The sequence below is a fragment of the Promicromonospora xylanilytica genome (assembly GCF_054782895.1).
In genome coordinates this window covers 59261-75460 of the sequence record NZ_BAAGRP010000006.1, presented here as the reverse complement: position 1 = coordinate 75460, position 16200 = coordinate 59261, and the positions used below count along the sequence as shown (strand labels likewise).

16 protein-coding genes are annotated in these 16200 nt (G+C 71.1%); 10 read left to right on the top strand and 6 right to left on the bottom strand.

The features are described 5' to 3' along the window. Window positions 1–86: 86 nt before the first annotated feature. Entirely contained in the window at window positions 87–719 is a 633-nt protein-coding gene (locus ACYVK7_RS07490; RefSeq protein WP_460887059.1) for a TetR/AcrR family transcriptional regulator, read from the top strand. A gap of 166 nt (window positions 720–885) precedes the next feature. Beyond that, window positions 886–2178 carry a Na+/H+ antiporter NhaA gene (gene nhaA / locus ACYVK7_RS07485; RefSeq protein WP_460887058.1) on the top strand — a complete coding sequence of 431 codons (1293 nt, stop codon included), beginning with the start codon at window positions 886–888 and terminating at the stop codon, window positions 2176–2178. Window positions 2179–2185: 7 nt separating this feature from the next. On the opposite strand, the gene ACYVK7_RS07480 is transcribed toward nhaA, so the two are convergent. Further along, window positions 2186–3013: a helix-turn-helix transcriptional regulator gene (locus ACYVK7_RS07480; protein WP_460887057.1), complete on the bottom strand. Its 828-nt coding sequence runs from the start codon at window positions 3011–3013 to the stop codon at window positions 2186–2188. A gap of 201 nt (window positions 3014–3214) precedes the next feature. Between ACYVK7_RS07480 and ACYVK7_RS07475 the strand changes: the two genes are divergently transcribed. Continuing rightward, window positions 3215–3700, top strand: coding sequence for a nuclear transport factor 2 family protein (locus tag ACYVK7_RS07475; protein ID WP_460887056.1), 486 nt, complete (start codon window positions 3215–3217; stop codon window positions 3698–3700). Then, window positions 3700–4587 carry an NAD(P)H-binding protein gene (locus ACYVK7_RS07470; RefSeq protein WP_460887055.1) on the top strand — a complete coding sequence of 296 codons (888 nt, stop codon included), beginning with the start codon at window positions 3700–3702 and terminating at the stop codon, window positions 4585–4587. The genes ACYVK7_RS07475 and ACYVK7_RS07470 overlap by 1 nt, the downstream gene beginning before the upstream one ends. Here the strand turns inward: ACYVK7_RS07470 and ACYVK7_RS07465 are convergent. After that, on the bottom strand, window positions 4553–6736 hold the full coding sequence (locus tag ACYVK7_RS07465) for a DEAD/DEAH box helicase (RefSeq protein WP_460887054.1): 2184 nt from the start codon (window positions 6734–6736) through the stop codon (window positions 4553–4555). The two genes, ACYVK7_RS07470 and ACYVK7_RS07465, sit on opposite strands and share 35 nt — an antisense overlap. A gap of 457 nt (window positions 6737–7193) precedes the next feature. Between ACYVK7_RS07465 and ACYVK7_RS07460 the strand changes: the two genes are divergently transcribed. The 4 genes from ACYVK7_RS07460 to ACYVK7_RS07445 all read left to right on the top strand — a co-directional run bounded on the left by ACYVK7_RS07460 (window position 7194) and on the right by ACYVK7_RS07445 (window position 9735). Then, a complete protein-coding gene (locus ACYVK7_RS07460; RefSeq protein ID WP_460887053.1) occupies window positions 7194–8267 on the top strand; it encodes a protein kinase family protein in 1074 nt (357 codons plus the stop codon). A gap of 78 nt (window positions 8268–8345) precedes the next feature. Continuing rightward, entirely contained in the window at window positions 8346–8786 is a 441-nt protein-coding gene (locus ACYVK7_RS07455; RefSeq protein ID WP_460887052.1) for a ribonuclease domain-containing protein, read from the top strand. Window positions 8787–8884: 98 nt separating this feature from the next. Beyond that, the gene (locus ACYVK7_RS07450) at window positions 8885–9295 is read left to right on the top strand and encodes a barstar family protein (protein WP_460887051.1); all 411 of its coding nucleotides are present in this window, start codon (window positions 8885–8887) and stop codon (window positions 9293–9295) included. Between the two features lie 83 nt (window positions 9296–9378). Beyond that, complete coding sequence (locus tag ACYVK7_RS07445; RefSeq protein ID WP_460887150.1) at window positions 9379–9735, top strand: FtsX-like permease family protein; 357 nt, start codon at window positions 9379–9381, stop codon at window positions 9733–9735. A 20-nt stretch (window positions 9736–9755) separates the two neighbouring features. Here the strand turns inward: ACYVK7_RS07445 and ACYVK7_RS07440 are convergent, their stop codons facing one another. Then, entirely contained in the window at window positions 9756–10199 is a 444-nt protein-coding gene (locus ACYVK7_RS07440) for a DUF4383 domain-containing protein (protein ID WP_460887050.1), read from the bottom strand. 211 nt (window positions 10200–10410) lie between these two features. On the opposite strand from ACYVK7_RS07440, the gene ACYVK7_RS07435 reads away from it, so the two are divergent. Further along, complete coding sequence (locus ACYVK7_RS07435) at window positions 10411–11937, top strand: alkaline phosphatase D family protein (protein ID WP_460887049.1); 1527 nt, start codon at window positions 10411–10413, stop codon at window positions 11935–11937. A gap of 132 nt (window positions 11938–12069) precedes the next feature. On the opposite strand, the gene ACYVK7_RS07430 is transcribed toward ACYVK7_RS07435, so the two are convergent. Next, a complete protein-coding gene (locus ACYVK7_RS07430; protein WP_460887048.1) occupies window positions 12070–13086 on the bottom strand; it encodes a sugar phosphate isomerase/epimerase family protein in 1017 nt (338 codons plus the stop codon). A 351-nt stretch (window positions 13087–13437) separates the two neighbouring features. On the opposite strand from ACYVK7_RS07430, the gene ACYVK7_RS07425 reads away from it, so the two are divergent. Further along, window positions 13438–13884 carry a DUF4383 domain-containing protein gene (locus ACYVK7_RS07425; protein WP_460887047.1) on the top strand — a complete coding sequence of 149 codons (447 nt, stop codon included), beginning with the start codon at window positions 13438–13440 and terminating at the stop codon, window positions 13882–13884. A 208-nt stretch (window positions 13885–14092) separates the two neighbouring features. Here ACYVK7_RS07425 and ACYVK7_RS07420 read toward each other — a convergent pair whose 3' ends face one another. Together ACYVK7_RS07420 and ACYVK7_RS07415 are read right to left on the bottom strand one after the other, a co-directional pair. Further along, window positions 14093–15265: a GDSL-type esterase/lipase family protein gene (locus tag ACYVK7_RS07420; RefSeq protein ID WP_460887046.1), complete on the bottom strand. Its 1173-nt coding sequence runs from the start codon at window positions 15263–15265 to the stop codon at window positions 14093–14095. Next, window positions 15262–16200: a glycoside hydrolase family 130 protein gene (locus ACYVK7_RS07415; RefSeq protein ID WP_460887045.1), complete on the bottom strand. Its 939-nt coding sequence runs from the start codon at window positions 16198–16200 to the stop codon at window positions 15262–15264. Before ACYVK7_RS07415 ends, ACYVK7_RS07420 begins: the two co-directional genes overlap by 4 nt.

The window sequence follows — 16200 nt, the reverse complement described above, 5'->3', positions numbered from 1 at the left end:
ACCCCACTGCGTCAAAACATATTGACTCGTTTGTTTTCACGGGCTCAGGATGGTCCCACGACAGACCCAGCGAGAGGAGGCCGACCGTGCCACGAGGGTTCACGACGCAGGAGCGCGACCGGATCAGCCAGGCCCTGCTGACGGCGGGACGGGAGCTGTTCACCAGGCAGGGCCTGCGCAAGACGGCGCTGGAGGAGCTGGTCGCTCCGGCCGGGATCGTGAAGAGCACCTTCTACCAGTTCTTCGACTCGAAGGAAGCGTTGTACCTGGAGCTCATGCTGGGTGAGGCAGGACAGGTCAAGTCCCAGGTCATCGACCAGGCGCTGCTGTCGACGCACGACACACGCGAGGGCCTGCGCCGGTTCCTGCACGCCACGCTCGAGGTGCTGGAGACCAACCCGCTGTGGCGGCGCCTGGTGACCCATCCGGAGGAGATGTCGGCGGTCGCGGCACGGCTCGACCCGCAGCGGATGGCCGCGATGGGCGACAACAACCCGGGCACCGCGCTCGCGGCCTACGTGGCCGACCGGCAACGGCGCGGCGACCTCGCCGGCGACGACCCGGACGCCGTCGTGGGGGTGCTGCAGTCGGTGCTGCTCGTACCCTTCAACGCCACGCACATCGCCGGCGGAGACCCCTGCACGTACCGCAAGACCGTTGACCTGCTCGTCGACCTGGTGGCGACCGGGCTGACCGCTCGCGAAGGAGACCGGGCATGAGCACGCGCCCCACGCCGGGCTCCAGGACCAGTCGCCGGGACAGGACTCCAGGACAGGTCTCCAGGACAGGTAGAGTGGACGCCAGGTGTGCCGGGAAGTCTGGTCGGCGTGGACCGGCCGACGGCCGGTCCTCAAAGACAACCCCACCGGCCCCGAGAGGACCTTCGTGCCGAGCACCACCCCTCCCCTCCCGTTCCCCCAGCGCTTTCGAACCTGGGTCTCCCGCGAGACCACCGGGGGCGCGCTCCTGATCGGGGCTGCGATCCTCGCCCTGCTGTGGGCCAACTCGCCCTGGCGCGAGGCGTACACGTCGCTGTCCGCTGCGGTGGTCGGCCCCGCGTCGATCGGGCCGCTGCCCGTCCACCTCGACCTGTCGTTGAGCACGTGGGCGGCCGACGGGCTGCTGGCGATCTTCTTCTTCGTGGTGGGTGTCGAGCTCAAGCACGAGTTCGTGGCCGGGAGCCTGCGCAACCCGAGGGAGGCCGGCGTCCCGATGGTCGCGGCGGTCGGTGGCATGGCCCTGCCCGCCCTGGTCTACGTCGGTGTGGTCCTCGCGCTCGGCGACTCGGGCGCGCTGCCCGGCTGGGCCATCCCGACGGCCACCGATATCGCGTTCGCTCTCGGTGTCCTGGCGATCTTCGGCCGCGGCCTGCCGGTCGCGATCCGCACGTTCCTGCTCACGCTCGCCGTCGTGGACGACCTGCTGGCGATCATCGTGATCGCCGTGTTCTACACCGAGACCATCCACTGGTGGCCGCTCGCCGGCGCCGTGGCGTGCGTGGCACTGTTCGCCTGGCACGTCCGCTCACGCAGGCCCCTGCCGGTCGTCCTGCTGCCGCTCGCGCTGGTGGCCTGGACGCTGATGCACTCCTCCGGGGTGCACGCGACGGTCGCCGGAGTGCTACTCGGCTTCACGATCCCGGCGCTCGCCAGGCACGGCGAGGCCACCTCCCGCACTCACGCCTTCGAGCACGCGGTCCGTCCGATCTCCCAGGGGCTCGCGCTGCCGGTGTTCGCGTTCTTCGCCGCGGGGGTGACGCTGGTCGGCGGCGACGGGCCCGCCGCCCTGATCGGACAGCCGGTGGTTCTCGCGATCACCGCCGGGCTCGTGCTGGGCAAGCTCATCGGTATCCTCGGCGCCGCCGCCCTGGTCACGCGGATGACGCCGCTGCGCCTGCCCGCGGGCATCGGCGTGCGTGACCTGCTGCCCGTCGCGTTCCTGGCCGGTATCGGATTCACCGTGTCGCTGCTGATCAGCGAGCTGTCCTTCGGTGCGTCCGACCATGCCGACGGCGCCAAGATCGCGGTCCTCGGTGCCTCGGTGCTCGCCGCGGTCCTCGGCGCCGTCTCGCTGCGCTGGGACGCACGACGCGCGCGTACCTCAGACATGAACCTCGACGGTGTGGACGACGACGTCGACGGGTACATCGGCGACGCCGTGGACCGCGAGACCCACTGACACCTGGTCAGAGGCTCTTCAAGGCGGCGGCGCCGGGGCTCCCGGCGTCCGCCGTGTACATCACCAGGGAGAGCCCCGAACCCGGCAGGCCGAGGGTGTTCCGGTCGACCTCCAGCTCCCCCGCCGTGGGGTGCCGCAGGCGCTTCCGGACGCTGGGTACGGGGCGGACGGCGTGGTCGCGCCAGCTGCTCGCGAACTCCGGATCGTGGGTCGCGAACTCGTTGACGACCTCCGCGAGCACGCTGTCCGTGGGATACCGGGCACTGGCCGCCCGCAGCTGGGCGGCCGTCTGCCGGGAGAAGTAGGACTCCGCGCCGGGGACGCCGGCGCAGAGCGTGTCGCGGAACCGCACCGAGATACGCGTGACGTTGCGCTCCTTGGGCGGCAGACCGGCGAAGTCCGTGATCAGGGCCGCGGCGGCCGCGTTCCAGGCCACGATGTCCTGGCGGTCGTTGACCACGTACGCGGGGATGCCGTCGAGCCGGCCGAGCAGCTGCCGGGCGTCCTCGGAGGCGTGCTCCGGGGCGCCGGCGTCCCCTGCGGGCAGCACCTGCCCGGCCAGGCGGGCCAGGTGGTCCCGCTCCGCGTCGGCGAGCCGGAGAGCTCTCGCCAGCGCGGACAGCACCTGCGGCGAGGGCCGGGGCGCTCGCGCCCGTTCCAGCCGTTCGTAGTAGCTCACCGACACCTGGGCCAGGGCGGCGACCTCCTCGCGGCGCAGTCCGGGTGTCCGACGCGCGCGTCGACCGGACGAGAGCGCCACCTCACCCGGCACGTCCTCTGGTCGCAGGTCCTCGCGGCGGCGGCGAAGAAAGTCTGCGAGCTCCTGGCTGCTCACCCGCCCACTCTGGCACAGAGCTGGCACAGAGCGAGCACAGAACGGGTGGCCATGCCTCACCCTGCTGGTCCGGGGCTCATCCGTCCGTTCCGCAGTCCTCGGTGTGCCGCGCATGGTGGTCGCACTGCTCGGCACCACACCGAGGAACCACGCCGAGGAACCACACCGAGGAACCACGCCGCTCGACCACGAGGAGAACTGATGTCCAGCACGCCCGAACACACGTTTCGCCGCATGACCGACCTGATGCTGGCCAAGGACATGGATGCCGTGGCCGACCTGTGGGCGCCCGACGGGATCGCCGAGTTCCCCTTCGCGGCGGGGACCTCCCCTCGCGTGCTCCACGGACGCGAGGAGGTACGCGCCTACCTCGCCCACTACCCGGACCTGATGGACATGGCGGAGGTGGCCGCCCTCACCGTGCGGCCGACGGACCGGAGCGACACCGTCGTGGTGGAGTGGACGGCCAGCGGAACCACCGTGGCCACCGCTCTCCCCTACCGCCTGGACTACATCGTGGTCCTGACGGTCCGCGACGGGCTGATCACCCTGTTCCGGGACTACTGGAGCCCGCTGTCGGCGGCGGCCGCCGCCGGGGATCTCGCAGGCCTGCTCGGCTCGGGGCTGGTCAGCTCGGGGCTGGTCGGCTCGGGGCTGGTCAGCACGCCGGAGAGGAAGGACGCCTGATGGCCGGGGTTCTCGTGACCGGAGGGACCGGCAGGACCGGCCGGGCGCTGGTGCACAGGCTCCGCGACGCGGGTGTGCGCACCCGGGTCGCCAGCCGGCGGCCGGTCGCGGACGACCCCGACGCGACCCGCTTCGACTGGGGGGATCCTGCCACGCACGGCCCAGCCCTCGACGGGATGGATCGGGTCTTCCTGCTGCCGCCGGTGGAGAGCGTGGACCCGCTGCCGCAGGTCGAGCCCTTCCTGCAGCGGGCGGAGCGGGCCGGTGTCCGGCGCCTCGTGCTGCTCGGCTCCGCCATCGTGCTGCCGAACGCGCCCAGCGCCGTGGAGATGGCCGCTCGGGTCCGAGCCCAGCCGGGTGGGGTGGTGCTCCGCGCGTCCGGCTTCATGCAGAACTTCTTGCGCCCGCACCCCCTGGGCGAACGCATCCACCGACACGGGGAGATCCGGACCGCGGCGGGCGACGGCGAGCTGGGCTGGGTCGACGCGCGGGACATCGCGGCCGCCGCCGCCGCGCTGCTCGCCGGCCGGGTGACGGACCCTCGGAGCGACTACCTGGTCACCGGGCCGCACGGGATGAGCTACCCACAGGCGGCGCGGATCATCACCGCGCGGACCGGCAGGATGGTTCGGGTCGCACGGATGACCCAGGAGGAACAGGCAGCCGCCTACCGCGCCTCCGGACTACCGACGTCGTTCGCCGACGCTCTCGCCGCCGTCGAGCGCGGCATCGAGGAGGGTCGCGAGGACCAGGTCAGCACCGCGGTGCTCGAGCTGACCGGCCGCCCGCCGCGCGCGTTCGCCGAGTTCGTCGCAGATCACGCGGACGAGTGGGGGTGCCGGACGAGTGAGCTCAGGGCGCCGCGTCCACGGCGAGCGCATCGGTGAGCAGCGTGACCAGGGCTTCGAGCTGAACGTCCGTGGACGAGGCCACGTCCTCGTCCCCGGCCCCGTCCAGCGCCCTGGCGGCCAGCCCTGACTTGCTGTCGATGAGCTCCGCGATCGTGGAGTCGATGGTCTGGGCGGCGATGATCCGCCACGCCGTCACGGGTTCGGCCTGGCCGATCCGGTGGATCCGGTCGATGGCCTGGGTCTGCTCCGCATAGGTCCAGGACAGCTCGGCCAGCACCAGGTTGGAGGCCACCTGAAGGTTCAGCCCCACCCCGGCGGCCGTCAGGGAGCACACCACGATCGGCACGTCGGGGTCGTTCACGAACGCGGCGATGTTCTTCTCGCGCGCCCTGGCGGTCTGGTCGCCACGGATCGAGGCGTAGCCGATGCCGCGAGCGGCGAACGTCTGCTCGGCCTGATCCATGACGTCGACGTGCTTGGCGAAGAACACCACCTTGCCGACGTTGCGGGCCAGCTGCGCGGCGTAGTCGGCAGCCAGCCCGGCCTTGGCCTGCCCGATCCGGCGGACCATGGTGAACACGTTTTCGCCACCGGACTTCGAGCTCGAGTCCTTCAGCTCCGCGGCGGCGACCCGGCGCGCGAGCTCGACGTCGACCCTGCGTTCGACGCCGTCGTCGAGAACGTCGTCGACGATACCGGCGGCCACGCCCTCGGCGCGCGCCTCCAGGGCGGCCCGGTAGCGGCTGACCAGACGGCGTCCGAGCGCGTCCTCGGCGGCACGGATCGAGCGGCCCGCCGCGCCGTCGAGCTCGACCGGCAGGTCCGCCACCCGCCGGGCGGGGATGTCGGCGACGACGTCGGCCTTGCGGCGGCGCACGATGCCCCGGTCGATCACGGTGGTCCGGGCAGCGGCGTAGAACCCCGGGTCGGCCGGGGTGAGGCCGGTCTCCTCGAGGGCGGTCAGCAGCGCGCCCAGCGGCTTCTCGTCGTCGATCCAGCCGAGGAACTGCCAGATCGCCCGGAAGTCCTCGATGTCGTTGATCAGCGGGGTGCCGGTGAGCGCCATCAGGAGCGGGCGGGCCGCGCGGGCTCGGATGCGCTCGGAGACGGCGAGCACGTGCTGGGAGCGCTGGGAACCCTTGTTCTTGATGAAGTGCGCCTCGTCGACGATCATCCCGCGGAAGCCGAGGTCGCCGAGCCAGCCGACGTGCCGATCGAGGAGCTCGTAGTTCACGATCACGACGTCCGCGAACCCGTCGATCCGCTCGCCGTCGCCATGGACCACCGTCGCCCGGCGCCGCGGGGTCCACATGCCCACCTCGTGCGCCCAGTTCGTCTTCACCACGTTGGGTGCCACGACCAGCAGCGGGTAGGCGTCGGCCGCCTGGGCGGCGAGGAGTGCTTGGGCGGTCTTGCCGAGCCCCGGCTCGTCGGCGAGCAGGAACGTGCGGTGCCCGCGGGCCGTGGCCTCGACGACCTGGGCCTGGTGCGGCATGAGCTGCCGGCCGCTGGGTGCGGACACGGAGCGCGCCTCGGGCAGCGGCATGCAGGCGGGTGCTCCTGGACCGGCGTGCTCGAAGGACCGGAAGAGCGGCTCGAGCAGCTCCCAGCCGGCCAGGCGACGGGGCCGCGGGGCCAGCCGCTCGGCCGCGGCCTCGAAGTCCGGGGCGAGGAACGGGTTCGCGAGCTGCCGGGAGATCACCGAACGGGGCACCACCCGCTTCTCGGCACCCGGCGCGGGCGCGGTGGGCGCGGCAGGCGGTGGTTCCGCGGGCGGCTCCAGCCCGCCGGCCCGCATCACTGTCGCCTTGTACTCGCGCGCGGCGTCCGACACGCGAGCGTCCTCGGCGAGCAGCTCGAGGAGCGAGGTATCCCGGGCGGCGATCTTCGCCAGCAGCGTCGCCACGCCGTCGAGCCGCTTGAGCTGCTGGGTCCGCTGGGACTCGGACAGGGCGTCGTCGGCCCGCACCCTGGCCCGCTCCTCCCGCATGAGCAGCGCCACGACCTGGAACTTCGTCCGCACCGCCTGGCTGGTCGGAGGTCGCCGCACGGCGCCGTCGACCTCGCGGGCGACGTCCGCGAGCACCGGGATGATCCCCTGCTCCGCGGGCCGCGGCGAGCGGCGGCGCTGGGCGCCTGAACCGGCCCGCGCGCGACCGGACCTACGTTGGCCTGGTCGTGCCACATCTCCTCCTTCATGCGTCCGTACCCGCGACCTCGTGCGCCCGTGCCCGCCACCGAGGCGGCACACGCCCGGGACCGGTCGAGCCGTCGGGCAACCGGCCGTGAGGTGGGGAGCCCGGGCCGGGCGATGCCGGTCGGGCCGCCGGGTCACCACGCGGCGTTCCCGCCTGCGCCGACCGCGTCCCGTGCTCACGCTGATCGTGACACGTCGCAGGGTGCCGTGGAAAACCACCGTGGGGGCACGTGGCCCTGCGTGCTGACACATGATGACACCGTGTGATCGCCGCAGAAACATCGCCGCAGAAAACGGAGTCTACCGCCCGATACCTCCACCCTGTCGCACTACAACGGCAGCATGTCACCCGATGAGAGGGTGGCCGCAGCGCCTGCCACGGTGTCACCGCAGCGGTGACACGAGAGGCGGTGCCCGTCTGGAGGCAGAGTTGCAGAACCCTGACATGTCCCGCGGTGCTCGACTGGCCGCGCATGGCGCCGCCTCCACGGCCCTGTCGCTGTGCAGCGATCACCGGTTGCGCGAGCTCGTGGACGCCGCCGCACCGGTCGGATCCGGGATCGGCGGGCAGACGGTCCTGCTGGAGGTCGAGGGAACCAAGGTCTTCGTCAAGCAGGTGCGCCTGACCGATCTCGAGCTGCGGCCGGAGAACGTGCGCTCCACGGCCAATCTGTTCGAGCTGCCCAACTTCTGCCACTACGGCGTGGGTACCATCGGCGGCCCGGGGTTCGGAGCCTGGCGGGAGCTGGCCGTGCACGCCATGACCACGAGCTGGGTGATCGCGGGCGACCACGAGGGTTTCCCGTTGATGCACCACTGGCGGGTGCTCCCGGATGCCGGGCGGCCGCTTCCCGAGGAGCTGGCCGATGTGGAACGGGCCGTCACCTACTGGGGCGGAGGGTCCGGGATACGACGCCGGATCGAGGCCGTCGAGCGGTCCACGGCGAGCCTCGTGCTGTTCCTGGAGTACATCCCGCAGAACCTGCACGACTGGCTGGGCGACCAGGTAGAGGCCGGGGACGAGGCCGCCGAGCGGGCGTGCGCCATGGTGGTCGACGAGCTGAGCGCCGGCATCTCCTTCATGAACGCACGCGGGCTGCTTCACCTCGACGCCCACTTCGAGAACATCCTGACCGACGGCAGGCGGCTCTTCTTCGCCGACTACGGTCTCGCGATCTCCTCCCGCTTCGAGCTCACGCGCGGCGAGACCGCGTTCTTCGACGAGCACGGGGACTACGACCGGCACTACGCGGTCACCCACCTGGTGAACTGGCTGGCCGTCGCCCTGTACGGGTACGGACCGGAGGAGCGCAGAGCGTTCGTGCGCGCGTGCGCGCAGGAAGTGCCCCCGCCGGGGGCTCCGCCGGCAGCCGCGGCGGCTCTGCTCCGCCACGCGCCGGTCGCCGCGGTGATGGGCGACTTCTACCGCCGGTTCCAGCGCGAGAGCCGGGCAACCCCCTTCCCGCACGACGCGGTCCAGCGGGCCGGCCAGGAGCGGACAGCAGAAATTCACCCGTAGGTGGGAGTGTCGTCGGGTCCGCGTCGACCTGGCGGGCGAGGATCTCACCCGGTATTCCCAACCGAGAGGGAGATCAGCGTGTCCGAGAACGTGTCCCAGAAGGTGTCCCCGAAGAACAGCGTCCTGACCAGCCTGGTCAGGATGCTCGTCGTCCTGACCGCCATGGTCGGCTTCGTCGCCGGCGGTGTCGCCGTCGCGCCCGCGTCCGAGGCCAACGTCTACGACTCCTGCACGCACAGCGGCTGTGCGGAGGCGTACTCCTCGAACTCGATCTGGAGCTCGAAGGGCTACCCGAGCACCCGCGGCTGGGTGAGCTGGCCGGACGGCCAGTGCAACTACGCGGGCGGCACGCACTACAACAGGGAGGGTCAGCTCCCGGCCGGTCACTCCTACCTCGAGTTCGACGTCACGCCGCGGGCCTGCGGCGCGGCGCGGCAGTCCTACCGGCTCGTCCTGGACCGAACCACCGGCGTCGTCTACTTCTCGCCCAACCACTACGGCGACTTCTACCGGATGTGACCCGGTCCCGTGCGCTGCGCCCGGCCTCTGACGGCCGGGCGCAGCGCACGGGCACAACGCACGGGCACAGCCCTGAGCGGGACGGATAGCCTCGAACCATGACTCGTGACCTCCCCGTGCTCGTCATCGACGGAACGCGGTTCGGCGACCTCGACGGCTTCGCCCGCGAGTTCTCCCAGCTGCTGAGCGGGTACACCTGGCGAGGAAACCTCGACGCCCTCAACGACGTGCTCCGCGGCGGGTACGGCACCCCCGCGGGCGGCTGGGTGCTGAGGTGGGTGGGCTCCGAGACGTCCCGGGCAGCGCTCGGCCACGCGGAGACGGCCCGGCGGCTCGAGCGGCTCCTGCCGTCGGTCGACCCGTCCAACCGCGCGGCCTTCGAGGCGCGACTCCTCGCGGCACGCCGCGGCGAGGGCCCGACGCTGTTCGACGAGATCGTCGCCATCATCCGCGACCACGGGCCGGGCGGCCGGGAGTCCGTGGACGGGATCGTGCTCGAGCTGAGCTGAGGCTGATCTGAGCTGAGGTCCGCGGTTCGCGCCGGGGGCGTACGACGCCGGGGCTACTCGGCCTCGGGCCGCGCCACCCCGTTCTGGTAGGCCCAGACGGCTGCCTGCAGCCGGGACCGATCGCCGCCGCGAACACCCTCGTCATGCTCACCGGTGCCCGCAGGCCGGAGCTCGCGCTGCTGCGCCGCGTCGGGACCACCCGCCGCCAGCTGACGGCGATGATCTCGTTCGAGTCCGCGTTCGTGACGATCCTGGCCCTGGCGATCGGCACCCTCTCGGTGGTCCCAGCTCTCGTCGGCGTCGCCTACGGCATGCTCGGCAGCTTCTCGCTCGCGATCGACTGGCCGGTGTACGGCATGCTCGCCGGGGCGGTCGCGCTCATCGCCTCGGTGGGGATGGCGGTGGCCGCCCTGGTCGCCGGGCGGGCACCGAGAGAGTGAACGGGCCCGGCAGGACGGCGTCACACCCACTGCGAGCCGGGCGCGGCACCGGCCTGCCGGTGGGGCCACAGCGCGATGGCCAGGCCGACCAGGACGCTCAGGACGTGCAGCACGTTGTCCGCCGCATTGATGTTGAGAATGTTGATGTCGGGGTTGTTCACGGCGAACAGGCCGTAGACGAAGGTCGCCCCGTACCCGGCGACGAGCAGCCAGCCGAACACCCGTGCCCGGCCCGCCGCGGACCACATCAACAGTCCGAGGAGCCCGATCAGGAGATGCACGATGTTGTGCAGCGGGTTGACCGCGAACCCGAGCAGCGTCTGGCTGTGGTCGTGCTCGGCGAATCCGTCGAACCCGGTGACCAGGAACCCCGCCGCGCCGACCAGGAGATAGACGACGCCGATCGTCAGGGCGAGCCGCTGATGAGGCGCCCGGGTGTGCGTCGAGGACTTGGACTGTGTCATGGCACTCTTCCCATCTGTGTGGTGACCAGTAGGCGCCGGCCGCAAGCGGTGCTCGCGGTGACGCTCGTGCAGGTGGTTCGGAGCCACGGCGGAAATGGATCGGCCTTGGTCACGAACTCGGCCCACCCGCCTCGGTGCACGCCACCGCTGTTTCACCCAGGCTTCGGCATGTGGCCATCCGGGCGTCTCCTGGCCTGGCTAGAACGGACGCATGAACCCTGGTCCCGAACTGAACCGCCGCGCCCTGCTCGGCGCCACCGGGCTGGCCGCCGCCGGACTGCTGCTCCCCGGAGCGCCCGCCTTCGCACGGTCCGGCCGTCCTGTGCTGACCCACGGCGTGCAGCTCGGCGACCCACGCACGGACGGTGCCGTGGTGTGGACGAGAGCCGACCGGCCGTCGCGGATGTTCGTGGAGGTCTCCCGCGACCCCGACTTCCGTCGTGCGGCGCGGATCCGCGGCCCGCTGCTGACCCCGGAGACGGACGGCACCGGCGAGGTGCGCCTGACGGGGCTGCCGGCAGGACAGGAGGTGCACTATCGCGTCGTGGCGCAGGACCTGGAGGGCCGGGCCGACAGCCAGGCCCTCGTCGGACAGTTCCGGACCGTCCCGCGCGGCCGCCGCGACGTGCGCTTCACGTGGTCGGGTGACGTCGTCGGCCAGGGCTGGGGCATCAACCCCGACGTGGGCGGGATGACGATCTACGACGCGATGGCCGCCCGTCGCCCGGACTTCTTCCTGCACAGCGGCGACACCGTGTACGCCGACGGCCCCCTGCAGGAGTCCGTGGTCCTGCCCGACGGCCGTGTCTGGCGCAACATCGTCACCCCTGAGAAGTCCAAGGTCGCCGAGACGCTGGCCGAGTACCGTGGACAGTTCGCCTACAACCTGCTCGACGAGAACGTCCGCCGGTTCGCGGCACAGGTCCCGCAGATCGTGCAGTGGGACGACCACGAGGTCACGAACAACTGGTACCCGGGCGAGATCCTGAACGACGACCGCTACACCGAGCAGCGCGCCGACGTCCTCGCCGCGCGGGCCCACCGAGCGTTCCACGAGTGGCAGCCGGTGCGACAGCAGGACGCCGTGGACGGTCGGGTGTACCGCAAGGTGTCCCACGGCCCGCTGCTCGACGTCTTCGTGCTCGACATGCGCAGCTACCGGGACCCCAACTCGACCGGCACCGCGCCCGAACGGATCCTCGGCGCCCGCCAGGCACGCTGGCTGGTGGAGTCCCTGGACCGCTCCCGGGCGACCTGGAAGGTGATCGCCTCCGACATGCCGATCGGCATCCAGGTGCCCGACGGCGACAAGATCGAGGGCGTGGCCAACGGCCTGCCCGGAGTGCCCAACGGCCGCGAGGCGGAGCTCGCGTGGGTGCTGCAGGAGATCAGTCGCCGCCGGGTCCGCAACACCGTCTGGCTCACCGCGGACGTGCACTATTCCGCCGCGATCCACTACGCGCCCGAGCGAGCCGCGTTCGAGGGGTTCGACCCCTTCTGGGAGTTCGTCTCCGGGCCCCTGCACGCCGGGGCGTTCGGCCCCAACGCGCTCGACCCGACGTTCGGACCGCAGCAGGTCTTCGTCAGCTCGCCGCCGCGTGCCAACACCTCACCGTTGGAGGGCTTCCAGCACTTCGGCGAGGTCAACGTCGACGGTGCCACCGGGCAGCTCCGCGTCGACCTGCGCGACCAGGCAGGTCGCTCGCTCTGGACCACCACGCTCGACCCGAGGCGCTGACCGCCGGCCATCGCCGCCGCCGCGCACGGGGCGCGTCCGGTGGCCGCCCATCGTCACCGCCGCCCCGCTGAACCCCGCGACCGCACCGGACCGTGACACGGTCCGGTGCGGTCGTCCACACCCCGGGTCGGGTCAGCGCCGACGACGCGGCAGCTCGTGCAGGTGCGAGCAGCCACGCCAGATGGTGTTCGCCGAACCGGCCGGGTTGAGTGCGAGGTCGCCGGCGTCGTCGTGCTCGAGGAAGAACCGGTGCTTGCCCCAGTTCCTGATCGGCGAGAGAACGTCTGCCCAGTCGATGTCGCCCTTGCCGACGTCCGTGAACCGGAAGTTCCGGCCCGCGTTGACGGTGCCCGCAGCCGCAGTGCGGTTACCGGCCGGGTCCCACGTGACGTCCTTGACGTGGAAGTACGGGATGCGGCTCTGGTACGCCTGGATGTACTTCTTCGGGTCCTGGCCCGACACGGCCACCCACCCGAGGTCCAGCTCGAAGAACACGTACTCCGGGTCGGTGTTCTCGATGAAGAGGTCGAAGAGGGGCTTTCCCTGACCGTCGAGCGCGAACTCGCTGTCGTGGTTGTGGAAGAAGAACCCGGCCATCCCGTTGTGCTTCGCGTCCCTGCCCCACTGGTTGAAGAGGTCAGCCGCCCGCAGGTACTCGTCCCGGGTGTGGTTGTCCCGGGCGATGATTCCTCCCAGGCTGCCGGTCCCGACCAGCGGGAAACCCAGCGCTTCGGCATCACGGTAGATCGCGGATCGGCCCTCCGGCGTCGCCCAGGGCAGCACCTCGCTCCCACCGCGCGGACCGAAGTGGTTGCTCGCGATATCGATGTCGAACGATCGGAAGATCTGCCGCAGCTCGGCAGGTGACCGGTCGTAGAAGCTGCCGGCCAGCTCTGCCTGCTTGACGCCCGCGTCCGCAGCGATCTCCAGCGCGCCCTCGAGCCCCAAGGTAGAGCTCACCAGGCTCCGCATGGTGAAGATCTGCATCCCGACCGACTCCTCGGGGATGCCGAACCCGTTTCCTCTGCCGCGGGCGGCTCCGGTCGCGACGGTCTCAGCGGAGGCCGGGCTCATTGACGCCAGCACCCCTGCCGCGGCAGCCCCCGCCGTCAACAGCGAACGCCGGCTCAACTTCGATGTGTTCTCCACGTGTGCTCCTCTGCACGGGGCCAAAACTACGGCCGGTCCGGTGAAAGTCAGCTCGGCCTGAGGCGTCGTCACCTCGGCCCGCTCCCGCCTCGACCACGCGCGTGCTCCGGGGTGTGAGCCGCTGGGGCGAGGTACCCCGGCACCATACGAGGGCCACAGACTTTTAACAAACGAAGAGCAAAAGATGCGTGCCGTTCGACCGAACGAGGTCGAGCTCGCCGCACCAGCCCCTTCGACGCAACCTGGGTGGGCGGCACGAGTGCGGCATTCGTCTGTGCCGAGATCGCCGGATGCGAGTGGAACGGCACCACCGCAAGGTGATCTTGATGGTCCTCAGACGGGAGGAACGCCATGACACAGTCCATCCCGGCCACGCACACGCGGGCGCCCTACCAGTGGCTCGCGCTGACGATCGGCGTGGTCTATCTCCTGGTGGGAATAGCGGGTTTCTTCGTCACCGGGTTCGACGGATTTGCGGAGCACGACCATGGCCAGACGCTGCTCGGCTTCGCCATCAATCCTTTGCACAACATCGTGCACCTTCTCATCGGGCTCCTCGGTGTGACCATGTGGTCCTCGCCGGGCCGGGCGCGGACGTTCGGCTGGCTGCTGGTGATCGGGTACGGCGCAGCGTTCGTCTACGGCCTGATCGCGGTGAACAATCCCGACATCAACGTCCTCAACATCAATGCGGCGGACAACTGGCTGCACATCCTGAGCGTCGTGGCCGGCCTGGCCATCGCACTGTGGCCCCGTCGGCACGGCGGCACTGCCTCAACCGAACCGCCGTCGACCTGATCTGTGCCGAGGGGCGGACAGTGCGTTCCACCCGCGACGTGCTGGACGACCATCTGGAGTGCCGGCGCGCCCTCGCCCTGGACAGCGACCTGGCGCGCAGCTACGCATCGGGCGCGGGCTCATCGCGGCTCAGGCGATCGGCCACCTCAGCGTCTGAGGCCCACGTGCATCTGAGGCCCACGGCCGGTCGTCGTGGCGGACGTCGATGTCACCAGCTGGCGATGACGTCCCGCGCCCAGCGCCGCCCGATGAGTCGCTGGACGTCGGGACCCGGGTGCAGGTTGTCGGGCAGCGGCATCGTCCGCGCGTCGTCCGGCCCGTACAGGGACAGTCCGTCGACGTAGGTCAGGTTCGGGTCCGATGCGCGGCGTGTGTCGACGACGGCCTCCAGCTCCGACCGGATCACCTGGAGACACAGCTTGCCCTCCGCCACGTCCTGCACCGTTCCGGCGGCCGTGCACCAGCTCACCGCCTTCGAGGGGTCGTCGACCGTCGGTCCCGCGGATCGTTCGACGGGTTCGCACCAGATCGGCGACGCCAGGACGATCGGCGTGCCCGGGTGCCCGTCACGGATGGTGTCGAGGAAACCGTGCATCGCCGTCCGGAAGGCCCGCGTGCGCATGTGGTCCCCGTTGACCAGGTTGATCCCGATCTTCAGGCTGATGACGTCCGCCGGCTGGTCACGGATGATCCGCGCGACGAACTGGTCGAGCAGCGCGCTCCCGGAGTACGCCAGGTTCGTCAGCTCGACGCCTGTCTCCAGCGCCGCCACGACGGGCCAGGTCCCGGTCGTCGAGTCGGCCGCGTAGCCGTGGCTGATCGAGCTGCCGTGGTGGACCCAGCGCGGTGCGCCGGTCGGCGTGGCCGCCGTCACCGGAGCGTCCGCGCGCAGCGCGCGAAGACGGACCGCGTCGGTGTACGGGACCCAGATCTCCAGGTCTCGCTCGGTCCCGGTCGCCAGGCCGTCGAGCCGGACGGTCGACGACGCCCCGGGAGCCACCCGTGCGGTGTCGGGTCGCTCGAACGAGAACAGGTAGCGGTGGCCAGGGGGCGCGCTTGCGCTCGCTACCACCCGGCCGTTCTCGGTCACGTCCCAGACGCCGGGCGCGAGGTCCACCTGCTCGTTCTCGGCGATGCGGGTTCCGTCGTAGTCGATCTCGATCACGTCGGCGGCGGTGCGTACGGCAAGCCGGACGCCCGCGGACTCGGACGTCGTCTCCGCCATGAACGCGTCCGGCACCCTGGGCCGGGCCCAGGCGGGGATGCGGTGCGGCACGACGGCGCCGTCGCCCGTGCGCTCGGTCTCGACGGCGCCCCGGACCCAGGTGACCTCCAGCGGGATGTCGCGCAGTCCCGGCCCGGTCTCGCGGACGGCGCTCATCGAACGTCCCATGGTCCGCCGGGACGGAACGACGCCACACCGACCGTGGTGTCGCTCTGCCCGTAGTAGGCGAGCCACTCGCCCCTGAAGTGGACGAGCCCTTCGACGAACGTCACGTTGTCCACGAGACCGTGCCGGTCCTCGGGCGTCGTCGGCTCGAGCCACGGCCTCACCATCTTGGCGACCGGTTCGTCGGGCACCGCCGGATCGATCAGGACCTGACCGCACGAGTAGTACACGCCCCCGCCGGGCAGGTCGACCGCGCTGTTGTGCATCAGCAGGACGTAGCCGTTCGACGTCATGACCGGCTGGGGGCCGGTCTCGACGAGGTCGCCCATGAAGCCTCCGGGCTCCGGCCGGAGGACGGGGCGGGCGTCGGGGTCGACCCTCCAGTGGACCAGGTCGGTCGAGCGCGCGAGGTAGATGGCGCCCTCGCCGAAGTACATGAGGTACTCGCCGTCGACCGGTTCCGTGAGGATCGCCCCGCCCTTGCTCCAGCTCCGCTCACGCCTCGGGTCCAGCCCGCGGAAGGTACTGAACCCCTGGAACAGCGGCCCGTGCTTGGTCCACGACCGCAGGTCGGTCGACGTGGCGAGGCACAGCTCGGCCGTCTCGCGGTCCCAGCCGGTGTACGTGAGGTAGTACATCCCGTCGATCCTGACCAGGCGGGGGTCCTCGCACCCGAACCGCTCGTAGCCGTGCTCGGGCGAGAGGATCGGCTCGGGCTCCGTGGTGAAGTGGTATCCGTCGTCGCTCCAGGCAAGCCCGAGGTGCGAGACGACGTCGTCCGCGTGGGCCCGGTAGACGAGGCCGACGCGCCCGCCCTCGACGAAAGCGGCCGGGTTGTAGACGCTCCGCGACTCCCAGGGGTGGCGGCCGGGCACAAGGACCGGGTTGCCGTCGTACGGCCGGAAGGGGCCGAGGGGGTACTCCAC